This is a genomic window from Bacillus sp. SD075 (assembly GCF_017355165.1).
GTDB lineage: Bacteria > Bacillota > Bacilli > Bacillales > DSM-1321 > Peribacillus.
Genome location: NZ_JADILK010000006.1, coordinates 37,220 through 52,197, shown reverse-complemented (window position 1 = coordinate 52,197; position 14,978 = coordinate 37,220). Strand labels below are relative to the sequence as shown.

The following is a 14,978-nucleotide window of genomic DNA, read 5'->3' as shown; positions in this document are numbered from 1 at the left end:
GGATACTTTAATTTTGAAGCTTTTCAATAAAAGAACCGTTAATATGCTCTTCTACGTCAGGTTTTTGGGTTATTTTACCGTTTTCATCCAAGAAATCAGCTAAGTCATTCAGAACTTTTGCTAAACCTTCATTTTTTTTAAGTGCTTCCGGATTCATCGATAATTTATAACCAGGGTCCCATAATTCCTGGTATGTTGGATACTCTGAGTTACTTAAAACAGACTCCGCTTCTTGTTTTTCTAGTGCTAGTGCATCTTGCAATGCCTTTTCTGATTTTTCCTTATCCTCATCGATAATCTTGTTCGCATCAGCTAGACTTTCTAGAAAAGCTTCTACAGCTTCTGGATTTTTCTCAACCCATTCATTGCGTGCCATCCACACTCCTGAAGCTCCGACTCCTACATCAGCATCCCGGACAATTACTTTTCCACCCGCCGTAACGAGTTTGCTAACCCAAGGATCCCATACCCATACCCCGTCTACATCCCCTTTTTCAAATGCTGGGATAATGGTTGTAATATCAAGATTAATTATTGTTAAATCCTTTTCAGTTAATCCAACTTTCTTTAAAGCTTGCATCATGGCATATTCAGCTGAACTTCCTCTTAAAACAGAAATCTTTTTACCTTTGATGTCTTCAAGTTTATTAATCCCGCTTTTTTCATTTACAACTAATCCCTCTCCATTTGAAGAGTCTACTTCTACTGCAATAATACTAACTGGAAGGTTTTCCGCCATAGCAATGATAGCTGGTGGGTTTCCCATATACGCCACATCGATGCTTCCGCTATTGAAAGCAGCAAACATTGGTGGACCTGCCGTGAATTTTGTATATGTGGGCTTAATGCTATTTTTCACGAATAATTTTTCATTTTGAGCAATATAGAATTGAGTTTCGACACTAGGCTGCCAACCAATTTTTATTGCATGATTCCCATCGCTCTTGTCATTTGAGGATGTCTCTTCATTTGATCCACAGCCTGCTAACAAAGCGAGTACTAATAACAAAATGATCCCAATATGAAATTTTTTTTTTATGGTTTTCATTCCAAGCCCCCATTGAATAATTTTTTATTTTTTGATAGACAAAACTGTGATAAGTTCCCAAATATCGATATTTTCAAATAAGAAAAGAAGGTAGGTTTAATAAATCGCATCATTCCTTTTTCATCAAGGAACTCGTTCGCTCAACCCCAATCTTTCCAGTATATAATCATCGATTTTTAATGGCTGGCACCTCAGAAAGAAAGTATGAACCATGGTGTTGACTCTTTTAGTCTTGAAAAGAAATAGATAGTTTTGTAGGGTAATATCTGCAATTAATTTATGCTGATATCTAAGAAGAGAGAAGGAATGTGTATTTCACAGGTGAGGTTTTTTGTTCTTTAATTCTCTACAAAAACATTACATATCAATCCCCTTCTGGTAAGTTAAATCCTGGATGAAGAGCTAAGATGAGAAATCATTTATAAAAAAAGTGTAAGGTTGCGATGGAAACATGATCCTCCTTCCTGTAGTTCATTAGAATCATGACATCATGACATCATGACATCATGACATCCTGATAACTAGGATGTTATATAATTCTAACAACTATATTCAGAATATTCAATAAGATTATGAGTCAAAAACTTCAATATCTGCAACTAATCTCCCAAACTTGGACATATTAGTACTTTAAAAAAAGGCCAACTTGCTTATGGGACAAGGCTGTAGTAGGGGACCTGTATTTGGTTTACCAGTTATCCTTAATAGCACTTTAATCCCGAATTTGGAGTTCGTCTCACTACATTTTCTGATCAAGGGGGAGGTAATCAAATTGTTACAACCATTTTTGCTGAGGATAATAACGGGGTTGTAATAAAAGTTCAAAAGGTATTACCAGGTGATTTTGGAATTCCTGCTAATCCTGCTTTGCAAGATGTTAATGAAGGACAAATACCTGCAGAAATGCGTGCTGTTATTGAAGACCCTTCACTTGGTCTTGATCTGGCAAATTATGAAACGTTAAGTGAAGCTCAAAAGAATCAAGTTGCCGAGATTCTTTTGGAGAATCGTCCTCAAATAGGCTATCACAGTATTAGGAATGTTCAAATAGCTTTAAATAACGCTGTAGAGGATGTTACTTTCGATCCGAATAATATTTATGTGGAATCCGGTTCAACAGGAGGAGACGGGAATGGTGCTAACCCTTACGCAACTATTGAGGTAGGAATGGAAGCTGTTAATAATGTTGGTATTGTTCACATATTAGAAGTACCTATAACATAGATACTCAACTCGTAATTAACAAATCATTAACTTTACAAGGTGAAGGGGAGGTTCGTCCACAAGTCGTTTTCAATCCCTCAAACACATTGGATGGGATCAGTTGTTGTCGGCATATGAAAAGGGAGCTCTCATTGATGATCCTTTTTGTTGCTTGTTCTACTAAAACAGCTAAAAGGAAGTCAATATCTTTCTCTGAAATTTTCATTTCCCTTATGATATACTATTTTGGGCCATGCCAAAAATCCTTCCAAAACCCTTTTGGAAGGATTTTTCTCTGTTTCACAAAGCCGTTAATTAAACTAAATCTAGGATTGAATTTCTTATGCCGCATAGTATGGCAAGATACAGAGAATGACGTAGTTTTTTGGATTTTTTCTCGTATACCGGGAATCGATTGGATGATCTTATATTCTTCCCGTTCATTTGCCGGAGCCACTATACGATCTTCCCAATATAGGGGATCACTTAAGAAACAGGGCCGTCATTGCAATTGACGAGAGTCTGCTGCATCATATTTAGCCAACAAAAGACTCCTCTTAAGTAAACAAGAGACAAAAAGACTGCAAAGCGCTTATTCAAGTAAGCATTGCAGTCTTTTTATGTCTCTAAGCCTCATGTCATGACGGTCGAGACTTGAATCCGGCTTATCCATTAGTATGGGAGAGTTGAAAAAGAGTAGAGCATACCTGATGATATGCAACTTGGACAACCGTATCACTGGAATAACATAGTGGAGCAAAATCATCGCTCTATTTAAGAAGAGAGTCCGTTCTAAGCTAGGATTAAAAACATTTCGAACAGCCAAACAAATCATCTGTGGAGTGGAGGTGATGCATATGCCGAAAAAGGACAACTTAACAAGGTGGGAAGTCTGTCCAGAGCTCACACATAAATTATTTGGAGTAGACTCGTAATGCATAGATGAAAAGGACATTGAAATTCTATGTTTCTAACAGGTGATATTTGTACCAAAATCCTGTTTTAATATAATGATTTTGAAATATTTTCTGTAGTTTTTAATAATGAAGGGATATGTTGTTCCATCGATTCTTTATTCCATCGAAAGACTGGGCCAGAAATAGAAATGGCTCCAATGACTTTTCCTTTTGCACCAAAGACAGGAGCTGATAACGCAGCTACATTCTTCGTGAGTTCTTCCTCATTTATTGAATAACCGGTATTTACAATCGTTCCTAGTTTTTGTCGAAGTATCTTTTTTTCTTCTTCAGGAAGGGTGTCTAATACTTGTGCCTGTAAATCTTCATTAAGGAATGCCAAAATTACTCGTCCGCTTGATCCAAGATGTAGTGGAATCCTATTGCCTACTCCTGCCTTTCTGCTTATTTCCTGATTACTTACATGTTCGATTACACACATCCTAATCATGCTTGTTAACATATACAATCCTACCGTTTCCTGAGTGTCATCTCTCAATTTAATTAATTGGGAATCAATTAAAGAGATAAAAGGTAAATCGGTGATTATTTTATTTGCATAATCAATAAAAACCGTACCAAGTGAATATTTTTTAGAAACTAAATCTTGGAATACCATACCTTCCATTTTCAGAGTAGTTAGCATGCGATGTGTGATAGGAGGAGAAATGTTAAGTTTTTCGCTAATATCTTTAATTCCTTGTGGACCTGGTGTCTCATTTAAATAATTGATAATTTTAATTGCACGCTGCACTGTAGATGAAATCTTAGTGTTCATAAATAAAATCCTCCGTTAAATCCCATTTATATTAATTGCGTAAATTTCATAATTGTTATTTTAAATTATTAAACGATCTCTTGAAACGTCAAATATTAAAAATATTATATCATACCAAGATGATAAGCCCATTAACAGGGTGTTTTTGTCACGATAATAATTTGAAAGAGAGATACCTATAAACCACGAAAAGTGACCTTTTATACCATCCAATTTTAACAAAATATTATATTTGTATAATTGTATGGATTTCTGATAATTAAAATTCCATTTTCATGAGTAGGTTGGTGGCTTAAAAATAAATTGACTTTTTAGATAATAATCCAGTAGTATCAAATATAGGAATTGACATTCCGTTATTGTTAATTAATACTTTGAAAATGTTGAATGGGAGGAAAATTTATGAATTTAGAACTGTTAACATCTAATTCTATAAAAGCTGAGGTTGGTGCGATGCCAGAGACAAAGGGTTTAAACTTTTTTAAGGAGGATCTCAATCTTCCCTTTATCCTACAGCGTTATCTTTCTAAGGAAGAGTATGATCGCGCCCTATCTTACCTAACAGAATTAGGTGAAATAGCTGGAACTCGTTTAGATGAGTTATCTCGTATTTCGGATAAGCATACTCCTGAGTTGATTGCTTTCAATGGGAAGGGGGAACGTGTAAACGAAGTTGACTATCATCCAGCCTATAAGGAAATGGAATATTTAGGATATAGCAAATTTGGTCTCGCGGCTATGTCTCATAAACCAGTGCTAGGATTTTCCACGAAACTTCCGCACGTACTAAAATATGCATTTTGGTATTTATTTGTACAATCCGAGTTTGGTTTAGCTTGCCCAATGAGTATGACAGATTCTGGTGCGCGTGTTTTAAGGAAATATGCCGATCAAGAAATGCAGGATACCTATTTACCTCATTTGACGAGTACAGATATGAAGGAACTATGGACATGTGCCCAATTTATGACTGAAAAGCAAGGTGGGTCTGATGTTGGTGCTAACACATTAACGGCAAAAAAAGTTGGCGATCAGTGGGAACTTTGGGGCGATAAGTGGTTTTGTTCCAATGTATCAACAGACCTTGCATTAGTTTTGGCTCGTCCTGAAGGTGCTCCAGCTGGCACGAAAGGTCTTGGCATGTTTTTAATGCCGAGAAAATTACCGGATGGATCTCTAAATAAGTTCAGCATCAATCGCTTAAAAGATAAGTTAGGAACACGGGATATGGCTTCGGGGGAAGTAGCGTTTGAAGGAGCGGTCGCTTATGCTGTGGGTGATGTTACAAATGGTTTTAAGCAAATGATGTCGATGGTAAATTCCTCTCGATTATCGAATGCCGTCCGTTCTACTGCAATGATGCGAAGAAGCTTTTTGGAAGCGCTTATTTCAGCTCGGGGCCGAGTAGCATTTGGTAGCTCTATAGCCGAAAAGCCGCTTATGAAAGAAACACTTTTTGAATTATTACTAGATTCCGAGGCAGCTGCGGCTATGACATTCTTCACAGCTTCTGTTTATGATAAAGGAGATCAAGGCAGCAAAGCCGATGAAAAGCTATTACGAATTTTAACGCCATTGTTAAAAGGCTACATTTGTAAACGAGCGAGAAATTCCACCTCTGAAGGGATGGAAGCAAGAGGAGGAAATGGGTATATCGAGGATTGGGTTGAACCGAAACTTGTGCGCGATGCTCATTTAGGTGCTATTTGGGAAGGAACCACAAATATTGTGGCCTTAGACGTAATAAGGGCATTAGTGAAGGATCAAGCAGGGGAGGTATTCTTTAACACAGTTTACAATATGATAGAGGGCATCTCTAATTCTTTGGCGCAGCAGACTGGCAAGGTCCTTCTACAAATTACCAATAAAATCGAATCACAAGCGAAAAGAATAATGAATCTGAAAGGTCCAGAGAAGGAATTGCCTGCGAAGCAATTAATGAACCGCATGTATCATGTTTGTGCAGCCAGTCTTTTACTGGATGAAGCTTCTGTACAAATTACAGAACAAGGAAGTTACCGTAAATTATACATGGCTTTGCAGTATCTCCATCGTCATTTGCTTACGAATGGTTTGGATGATTTCAACTACTCGGATCCATCGTTATTACAATGGTTTGATGCCATAGTTGACTGGGAACAAGTTCCGGATAAGGCTGTAGTAGGTTTATTGAAACAAGTTCAACAATCCGTGAAACTTTAAACAATCAATCTCTACTATAAGATGTATGGCAACGATAAAGAATGGGGGAGGGCATCATGGCTAATAAAGCATTAAGCGGGGTCAAAGTTATTGATTTAAGCCGGGTGGTGGCTGGTCCAACTTGTACTAGTATGTTGGGAGATTTGGGCGCAGATATCATTAAAGTGGAGGGACCGGAATTACTAGATGAAACGCGGACGTGGTTTCCTCCCGATGTTGAAGAGATAAGTTTATATTTTATGGCAGTTAATCGAAATAAACGAGCAATCACGGTGGACTTAAAGACAGAAAAGGGAATACAAATCATAAAAAAACTTCTGAAGGAAGCGGATGTTGTCGTAGAAAATTTTAAAACAGGGACAATGGAGCGGTTAGGATTAGGATATGAAGAATTGAAAGCGTTAAACCCTCAATTAATTCACTGCTCCATCACAGGATTTGGTCAAACAGGACCTTACAAACATTTGCCGGGATATGACTTTATTGCTCAGGGGATGAGCGGGTTTATGAGTGTGAATGGCGCACCAGATGGTGAACCTACAAAATCTGGAAATGCTATGGCCGATTTATTCACAGGTCTACATGCTATCATTAGCATACTAGCTGCTTTGCAGGCAAGAACTCATACAGGTCGTGGCCAGCATTGTGATATTTCTCTTTTGGATACCATGGTAGCTACAATGCTTAATCTTGGAACAGGCTATTTAAATACAGGGAACCTTCCTAAAAGATATGGGAATCAGCATCCCACCCTAGTTCCTTATCAAAATTTTAAAACAAAAGATTATGAGATTATTATTGCAGTAGGTAACGACAGACAGTTCCAACGTCTTTGTTCCCTGCTAGAGGTGGCCAAGCTATCTCGTGATAAGCGTTTTTCAACAGCCAGCGCACGCAACATTAATAGGGAGGCATTAATTCCTCAAATACAAGAAGCTCTGTTAACAAAAACGGCAGATGAATGGCTCATAGCCTTCCAGGAAAATAATATTCCTGGTGGCCCTATTAATACCTTAGATAGAGTTTTTGAAGATAAGCAAGTACTTGAAAGGCAGATGATACAGGAAGTTGAACATCCACAAGTTGGAAAGGTTAAACTTTTAGGTTCACCGATCAAACTTTCAGATACACCTGTCTCTATTGAGAGGCATCCCCCTTTACATGGGGAGCATACTGAAGAAGTATTGTTAGAGCTAGGGTATGATAGACAAGAAATCGAATCGTTCATGCAGGACAAGGTTATTTAAAGATAAATTGCTTAGTTAACAAATAGACCATAAATCAATTGAACCACGTACCGTTAAGTTAAGGAAGTGCTTAGATTGTAATAAATTCCATCTACATGAACAAAACGAGTGTCGGAAAATGAATCGGTGGAAACTACTCTTCATTACACATTCCTATCATCCTATGTTTTTACATGCTTTAATAGGTAGCGCTTACAAAAAAGGAGTTGCTTATCATTTCCAACAAGAGCATATAAAGAGGTTGAATTAATAATTAAGGCGGTGTTTTATGGATAATGTTAGATCAGACCGGACTTGGATTGTAGTTTTCATCGCTTGCTTTTTAGGTCTGATGGTAGATGGCATGGATTTAATCATGCTGTCTATCACGATGCCTAGCCTAATGGAAGAGTTTAATATTGGTAATGCAGCTGCAGGACTCATTGCTACATGGTCCTTAGTGGGTATGGGTGTCGGCGGAATCTGTGGTGGTTGGTTAGCTGATCGATTTGGCCGGGTAAGAATGGCGACCTGGATGATGGTTCTATTCTCAGTTGGAACATGCTTAATTGGATTTACCCAAACATACGAGCAATTTATCGTTATTCGTTTCATTTCTGCTATTGGAATAGGGGCGGAGTATACGATTGCTACGATGCTTATGGCTGAGTATGTACCTACGAAAAGGAGAACGACGGTCTTAGGTGCAATACAGGCGGCATATTCATTAGGATATTTAGTTGCAGCTTTACTGGCGGGTGCTATCTTGCCTGAATACGGATGGCGGCCTCTATATTTTATTGCTGTATTACCTGTTCTTTTGGCCATTTATATCAGATTCAGGGTTCCAGAACCTCAAGGATGGAAAGAAAGAGCACAAGCGCAAAAACAAAAGGGGAATAAGAAAAACGAGTGGGCTACGATCTTCAAAGATTCAAAAACAAGAAAGATTTTTATATTATGGGGTATTACTGCGACCTTCTTACAATTTGCTTATTATGGTGTGGGTACCTGGCTGCCGACGTATATTGTAGCTGATTTAGGTATTGATTTTAAAAAGATGACAGGGTATCTTGTAGGAACCTACACAGCCGCAATCTTAGGTAAGATCATTACAGGTTGGCTGGCAGATCGATACGGTCGAAAAACGATGTTTATTGTTGGTGGTCTATCTACTGCAATTCTCTTACCAATCGTTTATCTTTACAATACACCGACCAACGTCATTGCATTATTAACGATACTGGGATTTCTCTATGGTATGCCATATGCCGTCAATTCCACTTACATGAATGAGAGTTTTCCAGCACATATTCGTGGTACGGCTGTAGGGGGATCGTATAATATTGGTAGACTCGGGGCAGCGATGGCTCCATTTATGATTGGTTTCATTGCGGAATCCCAATCAATCGGATTGGGGTTAGCTACTCTAGGTATTGCCTATGTCTTAGCAGCGGTGATTCCAGGGCTTTTTATCCGAGAAAAAATGTATGATCCATTTGAAAAGGAAGGAAATGTTTTGACTGAACAAAAAGAAAGCGTTATCAAAACTAAAACTATGTAAGCCTCATGATAGTAAGTTTTCATTTTAATCGTACTTAAAATAGGAGGGGAAAACGATGAACAGTCTTATTGTAGTAGGTTCTGGCGTTATGGGACGTGGAATTGCTTATGTTGGAGCGATAGGGGGATTCACGGTTACGTTGGTTGATGTCAACGAAACTTCACTTAAAAACGCTGAAGCTGAACTGAACATTATTTTTGAAAAAGCACTTTTAAGAGGGAAACTTTCCAATGTACAGGAGCAGAAGGCAAAAGCGAACTTGTCTTATTTAACCAATTTGCAAAAGGCGGCATCATCGGCTGATGTCATTATCGAAGCGGTCCCTGAGAAGGCAGAAATTAAAAGGCAGGTGTTTGAAACAATTGAACAATACGCACCGGCTCATTGCATTTTTGCAACGAATACTTCCACAATGAGTCCGACGGAAATTGCTTCCTATGCAAAACGTCCTGCTCAGACCATCGCCATGCACTTTTTTAACCCGGTGCATAAAATGCCGCTTGTCGAAATTATACGAGGTCTTGAAACGAGTGATGAAACTGCGAAAGCTATAGAAACTTTGGCGGAGCAGATGGGGAAAGAAACGGTTGTCATCAATGAGTTTCCTGGTTTCGTGACGAGTCGGATCAATGCATTAGTTGGCAATGAAGCTTTTTATATGCTTCAAGAAGGACTTGGGACACCAGCAGAAATTGATAAAGCGATCAAGCTAGGGCTTAATTACCCAATGGGTCCCTTTGAGTTGGTGGACTTAGTGGGTCTTGATACACGTTTAAACAATTTAAAATATTTACATGAAAAGTTGGGTGAAAAATACCGTCCAGCTCCATTACTTGAGCAGTATGTAAAAGCAGGACGTCTTGGACGTAAATCTGGAAAAGGTATCTATGACTATACAAAGAAAGAAGAGTTGATTGGAAAATGAGAGAAGTGGTGATCGTGGATGCTGTAAGAACACCAATTGGGAGATATAAAGGAGCGTTAAAGAGTGTAAGACCGGATGATTTGGGGGCTGTTGTCATTAAGGCCCTTATTGAACGGAACCCCAAACTGCCTCCTGAACAGATTGCTGATGTCGTTTTCGGTAATGCCAACCAGGCTGGTGAAGATAATCGCAATGTGGCGAGAATGGCCTCTCTGCTTGCCGAACTTCCAGTCAATGTGAGCGGAACAACGATTAATCGGTTATGTGGATCAGGGCTTGACGCTGTAATGTATGCTGCTAGATCCATTGCGGTAGGCGAAGGGGATATTTACATTGCCGGTGGAACGGAAAGCATGACGAGGGCCCCTTATGTAATGGCAAAACCAGAAAGTGATTTTCCTAGGGGGGCGATGGAACTTCATGATACAACGATTGGCTGGCGCTTTACGAATAAAAAGCTAGAAAAGATGTATGGAGCGGATTCAATGCCGCAAACAGCAGAAAACGTAGCCCAACGCTGTTCGGTGTCCCGAGAAGACCAAGATCAATTTGCGTTGCAAAGTCAGCAAAGAGCAAAACAAGCAGTTGAAAATGAACGTTTTGCGAATGAAATTGTACCGGTTCGTTTTATAGATCGAAAAGGGAATGAGATAGTCGTCGAGCGGGATGAACATCCACGTCCGGATACAACGATTGAAAAGCTGGGAAAACTCAAACCAATTTTTGAAGGCGGCACTGTAACGGCTGGGAATGCTTCCGGTGTAAATGACGGAGCTTCAGCCTTACTGTTATTGAGTGCAGAAAAGGCGAAGGAATTCGGGTTAACACCTCTAGCCAAATATGTTGCCGGTGCAGTTGCCGGCCTGGAACCATCGGTTATGGGCCTTGGCCCTATTTATTCAACGCGCAAATTATTAAAAAGGGTGAATTTGGGGTTGGATGATATTGGACTTGTCGAATTGAACGAGGCGTTTGCTTCCCAATCTATTGAGTGTATCCGTCAATTAGGATTGGACCCGGAAAAAGTGAATGTAAACGGTGGTGCGATTGCATTTGGCCATCCGCTAGGGGCAAGCGGCGCACGCATATTAACAACACTACTTCATGAAATGAATAAGCAAAATGTCCAGTATGGGCTTGCCACCATGTGTATCGGTGTTGGGCAAGGCATATCAGCAATCATAGAAAACATGGAGAAGTAAAAATAAGCCCTTATTAGTTTGGTCTAGTAAGGGCTATTGTTCTAAGAAAAAGGAGAGATAGTTTTCATGTCTAATGTAATATATAAAGTGGAAAATCATATTGCATATGTAACAGTGAATCGTCCAGAAGTATTGAATTGTTTTAATTATGAGACCCTTATTGAACTTCAGGCGGCAGTAGAGGCAATTTATACTTACCAGGACATCCGTGTTGTTATTTTCACAGGTGCAGGTGATAAAGCATTCAGTGCCGGAGTGGACCTGAAAGAAAGAAAGACATTAAATCTAGTGCAAGTAAGAAGAAATGCCAAAGTAATTCGAGATGTATTTAACAGTATCGCGGGGCTTCCTCAGCCGACAATTGCTGCCGTTAATGGTTATGCATTGGGTGGAGGATTTGAATGGCTATTGTCGTGTGACTTTGCCATAGCAGTCGAAGAGGCATCAGTAGGCTTAACGGAAACAAGCTGGGCCATCATACCGGGCGCCGGTGGTACACAGCGGTTACCAAGATTAATCGGTGAAACAAAAGCAAAGGAGCTTATCTTTACTGCAAAAAAGGTGACAGCGAAAGAGGCACTTGATTTAGGCATTCTTTTAAAAGTGGTGCCCCGTTCCAGGCTGAATGCTGCCTGTGAAGAATTAGCTGCAGATATGATGCAAAATGGTCCCGTTGCAATAAAACAGGCAAAATATGCCATCACTCATGGAATGAATACGGATTTGCAAACTGGACTAGCCATTGAGGCAAAGGCATATGAGCTGACGATTCCTACAGAAGACCGTATAGAAGCTCTTAATGCGTTTAGTGGACGGAGAAAACCACAATTTTCAGGTCAATAAGATTGCACTCCGATCGCTTCTAAGTTGCTCATTGATTATTACCCTGAAATATAGCGGGGGCAAAGGATGATTTTAAAGATATAGCAAAAATCATCAAAGAGAGCATAAAGGCCTTATAAAAGGCTCGAATTTCATGGAGCATTTAAAGCTAATTTGGTTTTTAGCTAAGGTTGGTTTTGTAACATTGGAAAAATATAAATATGCAGTAAATGCATGCCGGGCTTTGGATTACAATTTATCGAAAAAAGGGGGAACAAGTCGTCTGGATGACGTGTTCCCCCTTTTAATCCCATGACTATGTATACTTATAATAATTTATCGTAAATGGCGCTGTTAGTGATAAAGTTATATAATAAAAGAATGATGTTAAAACTCATAATCCACGTATATTTGGAGGGAAGATTCTTGAAGAAAAAATCGGTCAATGCGATGGAGGTTGCGAAATTAGCTAACGTTTCTCAGTCAACGGTTTCGCGTGTGTTTACTCCAGGATCGAATGTGTCTGAAAAGACCAAGAGAAAAGTGAAGGAAGCCGCATCAACTTTAGGTTATCGGCCGAATGCTTTTGCCAGGGGATTGATTATGAACAAATCAAACATGATTGGACTGGCCATGAAAGATATCCAAAATCCGTTTTACCATGAAGTTTTAGGAAAGTTTTCTAAGGGGCTTCGCGAAAAGGGATATCATGTATTGTTTGTTTATACCGAAAATGATGAGATTCAACAAGAGGAGATTGCCCAATTTCTTGAATACAATGTAGAAGGTGTTATTGTAACGGATGCCTTTTTGTCCTCCAATGTGGTTTCCCATCTCCATGAAAACAACATACCTGTTATTTTATTTAACCGATATAGTAAAGACATTCCGTGTAACTCCGTAAGCTGTGATAATTATACGGCTGGTAAGCGGATTGGTGAATACCTGCTTGAACAAGGGTACAGCAAATTAGCCTTCATTACAGGTCGGAAAAATACATCGACGAGTCAAGATCGGCAAAGAGGATTTTGTGAGTTTTTAAAGTCAAAAGGGATTGATCCGGTCATTGAAGAAGGGGACTATACGTATGACGGGGCTTATGAAGCCGCATTAAAGTTATTGACACGAGCAGATCGGCCTGAGGTCATTTTCGGAGCAAATGATATAACCGCATTAGGCGTAATAGATGCAGCAAAAACGTTAAATTTATCCATTCCTGAGGATATTGCCATTGTTGGATTTGATAACATTCAAATGGCTTCGTGGCCGTCTTATTCGCTCACTACATGGGAACAGCCTGTCGATGAAATGATTGAATTAACCATCAATACTCTATTAATCGAAATGAACCAAAAGGGTTCCAATTCCAAACCGACTCTAGTATCAGGGAGATTGATCGAAAGAAATACAACAAAATCTTAAAATATTAAAAAAACTTGACAGATGAAAGCGATTTATTTATTCTATGTTTAGAGTATTTCTTAAATTCTTAATTTTCCCCATTCAAATGCATACGTATGCATTTTAGATGGGGAGATAGTTAACTGAAAAATGCATACGTATGCATTTTGGGGTTTTAATCATAGTTTTTTAAAAACAAGGAGGATTTATATGGCAACTTATTTAAAGCAAGGAAAAGCACAGGAAGAAATTGCACAGAATGACGCACAAGTATCAGAAACGGTACGTCAAACGATACTAAAAATTGAGCAAGAAGGCGACGCGGCAGTTAGGGAATTATCTGAAAAATTCGATAAGTGGTCGCCAGAAAGCTTTCGATTAACTGCTGAGCAAATTGGAGAAATCATTAGCCAGGTTCCTGATCAGACTATCGAAGACATTAAGTTTGCGCAAAGTAATGTGAAACGATTTGCAGAAGAGCAAAGGAAATCCATGATAGATATCGAGGTAGAAACACTTCCTGGTGTAATCCTTGGTCATAAAAACATTCCTGTCAATAGTGTTGGCTGCTATATTCCTGGTGGACGATATCCAATGGTGGCATCGGCCCATATGAGTGTATTAACGGCTAAAGTAGCAGGAGTCAAACGGGTAATTGCATGCACACCTCCTATAAGTGGGGAAATCCCTGCAGCAACTGTAGCTGCAATGCATATGGCGGGAGCCGATGAGATTTATATTCTGGGTGGCATTCAAGCAATGGCTGCAATGGCTGTCGGAACTGATACTATAAAATCGGTTGATATGATTGTCGGACCGGGTAATGCATTCGTTGCTGAAGCAAAACGACAATTATACGGACGCGTGGGAATCGATCTTTTCGCCGGCCCTACAGAAACACTAGTCGTAGCTGATGAAACGGCAGATGCAGAAATGATCGCAACGGACATTCTCGGTCAGGGCGAACATGGACCCACATCACCGGGAGCACTTATTACTACTTCTGAAAAGCTAGCTCAAGAAACCGTTGAAGAAATTGAACGCCAATTGCAAACTCTTCCAACAGCGGATGTAGCACGGGCTTCATGGGAAGATTATGGATTCATTATTTTAGTAGAAGATGAAAAAGAAGCATTGGTAGAAGCGGATAAATTAGCGTTCGAACACGTCGAAATATTGACGAAAGATCCGGATTATTTTCTAAATAATATGAAAAATTACGGCTGCTTATTCCTTGGACCAGAAACGAACGTTGCTTATGGTGATAAAGTGATCGGTACCAATCATACACTGCCAACCAAAGGGGCTGCTCGCTATACGGGCGGACTATGGGTAGGGAAATTCTTGAAAACTTGTACGTATCAACGAGTGGCAGAGGAAGCAAGTGCCTATATCGGGGAATATGCTGCGCGTCTTTGCCAATTAGAGAATTTTGCAGGACATGCTGAACAAGCCCTTCTTCGTGTACGTCGTTATGGAAAAGTACCGGTTAATAACAAGTAAAAAGATAGATAAATTAACTAGTGAAAGAGGATACATAAGCTTTTTATGCATCCTCTCTTTTTAAAAAAGTTTTTGAATTTGATTTTGCTGAAAGTGCAGCCATTATGGGAAAGTGCATTCAAGACAATTTAAAACTTAACATAATACA

At 39.3% G+C, this 14,978-nt stretch carries 11 protein-coding genes; 9 read left to right on the top strand and 2 right to left on the bottom strand.

From position 1 onward, the window contains the following. Positions 1-7 precede the first annotated feature (7 nt). Entirely contained in the window at positions 8-1,048 is a 1,041-nt protein-coding gene (locus IOC57_RS06775; RefSeq protein WP_207437998.1) for a taurine ABC transporter substrate-binding protein, read from the bottom strand. Positions 1,049-1,915: 867 nt separating this feature from the next. Here IOC57_RS06775 and IOC57_RS06770 point away from each other — a divergent pair. Next, complete coding sequence (locus IOC57_RS06770; RefSeq protein WP_207437997.1) at positions 1,916-2,272, top strand: hypothetical protein; 357 nt, start codon at positions 1,916-1,918, stop codon at positions 2,270-2,272. A 981-nt stretch (positions 2,273-3,253) separates the two neighbouring features. Here IOC57_RS06770 and IOC57_RS06765 read toward each other — a convergent pair. Next, positions 3,254-3,985 (bottom strand): IclR family transcriptional regulator, encoded by a 732-nt coding sequence (locus IOC57_RS06765; protein WP_207437996.1) that lies wholly within the window; start codon positions 3,983-3,985, stop codon positions 3,254-3,256. 402 nt (positions 3,986-4,387) lie between these two features. Here IOC57_RS06765 and IOC57_RS06760 point away from each other — a divergent pair, with 402 nt between their 5' ends. The 8 genes from IOC57_RS06760 to hisD all read left to right on the top strand — a co-directional run bounded on the left by IOC57_RS06760 (position 4,388) and on the right by hisD (position 14,830). After that, the gene (locus IOC57_RS06760; RefSeq protein ID WP_207437995.1) at positions 4,388-6,187 is read left to right on the top strand and encodes an acyl-CoA dehydrogenase family protein; all 1,800 of its coding nucleotides are present in this window, start codon (positions 4,388-4,390) and stop codon (positions 6,185-6,187) included. A 56-nt stretch (positions 6,188-6,243) separates the two neighbouring features. After that, a complete protein-coding gene (locus IOC57_RS06755) occupies positions 6,244-7,434 on the top strand; it encodes a CaiB/BaiF CoA transferase family protein (RefSeq protein ID WP_207437994.1) in 1,191 nt (396 codons plus the stop codon). A 268-nt stretch (positions 7,435-7,702) separates the two neighbouring features. After that, positions 7,703-8,977: an MFS transporter gene (locus IOC57_RS06750; RefSeq protein WP_207437993.1), complete on the top strand. Its 1,275-nt coding sequence runs from the start codon at positions 7,703-7,705 to the stop codon at positions 8,975-8,977. A gap of 55 nt (positions 8,978-9,032) precedes the next feature. Then, positions 9,033-9,902, top strand: coding sequence for a 3-hydroxyacyl-CoA dehydrogenase (locus IOC57_RS06745; RefSeq protein WP_207437992.1), 870 nt, complete (start codon positions 9,033-9,035; stop codon positions 9,900-9,902). Beyond that, positions 9,899-11,104 (top strand): acetyl-CoA C-acyltransferase, encoded by a 1,206-nt coding sequence (locus IOC57_RS06740; protein WP_207437991.1) that lies wholly within the window; start codon positions 9,899-9,901, stop codon positions 11,102-11,104. Before IOC57_RS06745 ends, IOC57_RS06740 begins: the two co-directional genes overlap by 4 nt. A 66-nt stretch (positions 11,105-11,170) precedes the next feature. Beyond that, positions 11,171-11,947 (top strand): enoyl-CoA hydratase-related protein, encoded by a 777-nt coding sequence (locus IOC57_RS06735; RefSeq protein ID WP_207437990.1) that lies wholly within the window; start codon positions 11,171-11,173, stop codon positions 11,945-11,947. A gap of 405 nt (positions 11,948-12,352) precedes the next feature. Then, a complete protein-coding gene (locus tag IOC57_RS06730) occupies positions 12,353-13,348 on the top strand; it encodes a LacI family DNA-binding transcriptional regulator (RefSeq protein WP_207437989.1) in 996 nt (331 codons plus the stop codon). A 189-nt stretch (positions 13,349-13,537) separates the two neighbouring features. Next, positions 13,538-14,830, top strand: coding sequence for a histidinol dehydrogenase (gene hisD / locus IOC57_RS06725; protein WP_207437988.1), 1,293 nt, complete (start codon positions 13,538-13,540; stop codon positions 14,828-14,830). Positions 14,831-14,978 lie beyond the last annotated feature (148 nt).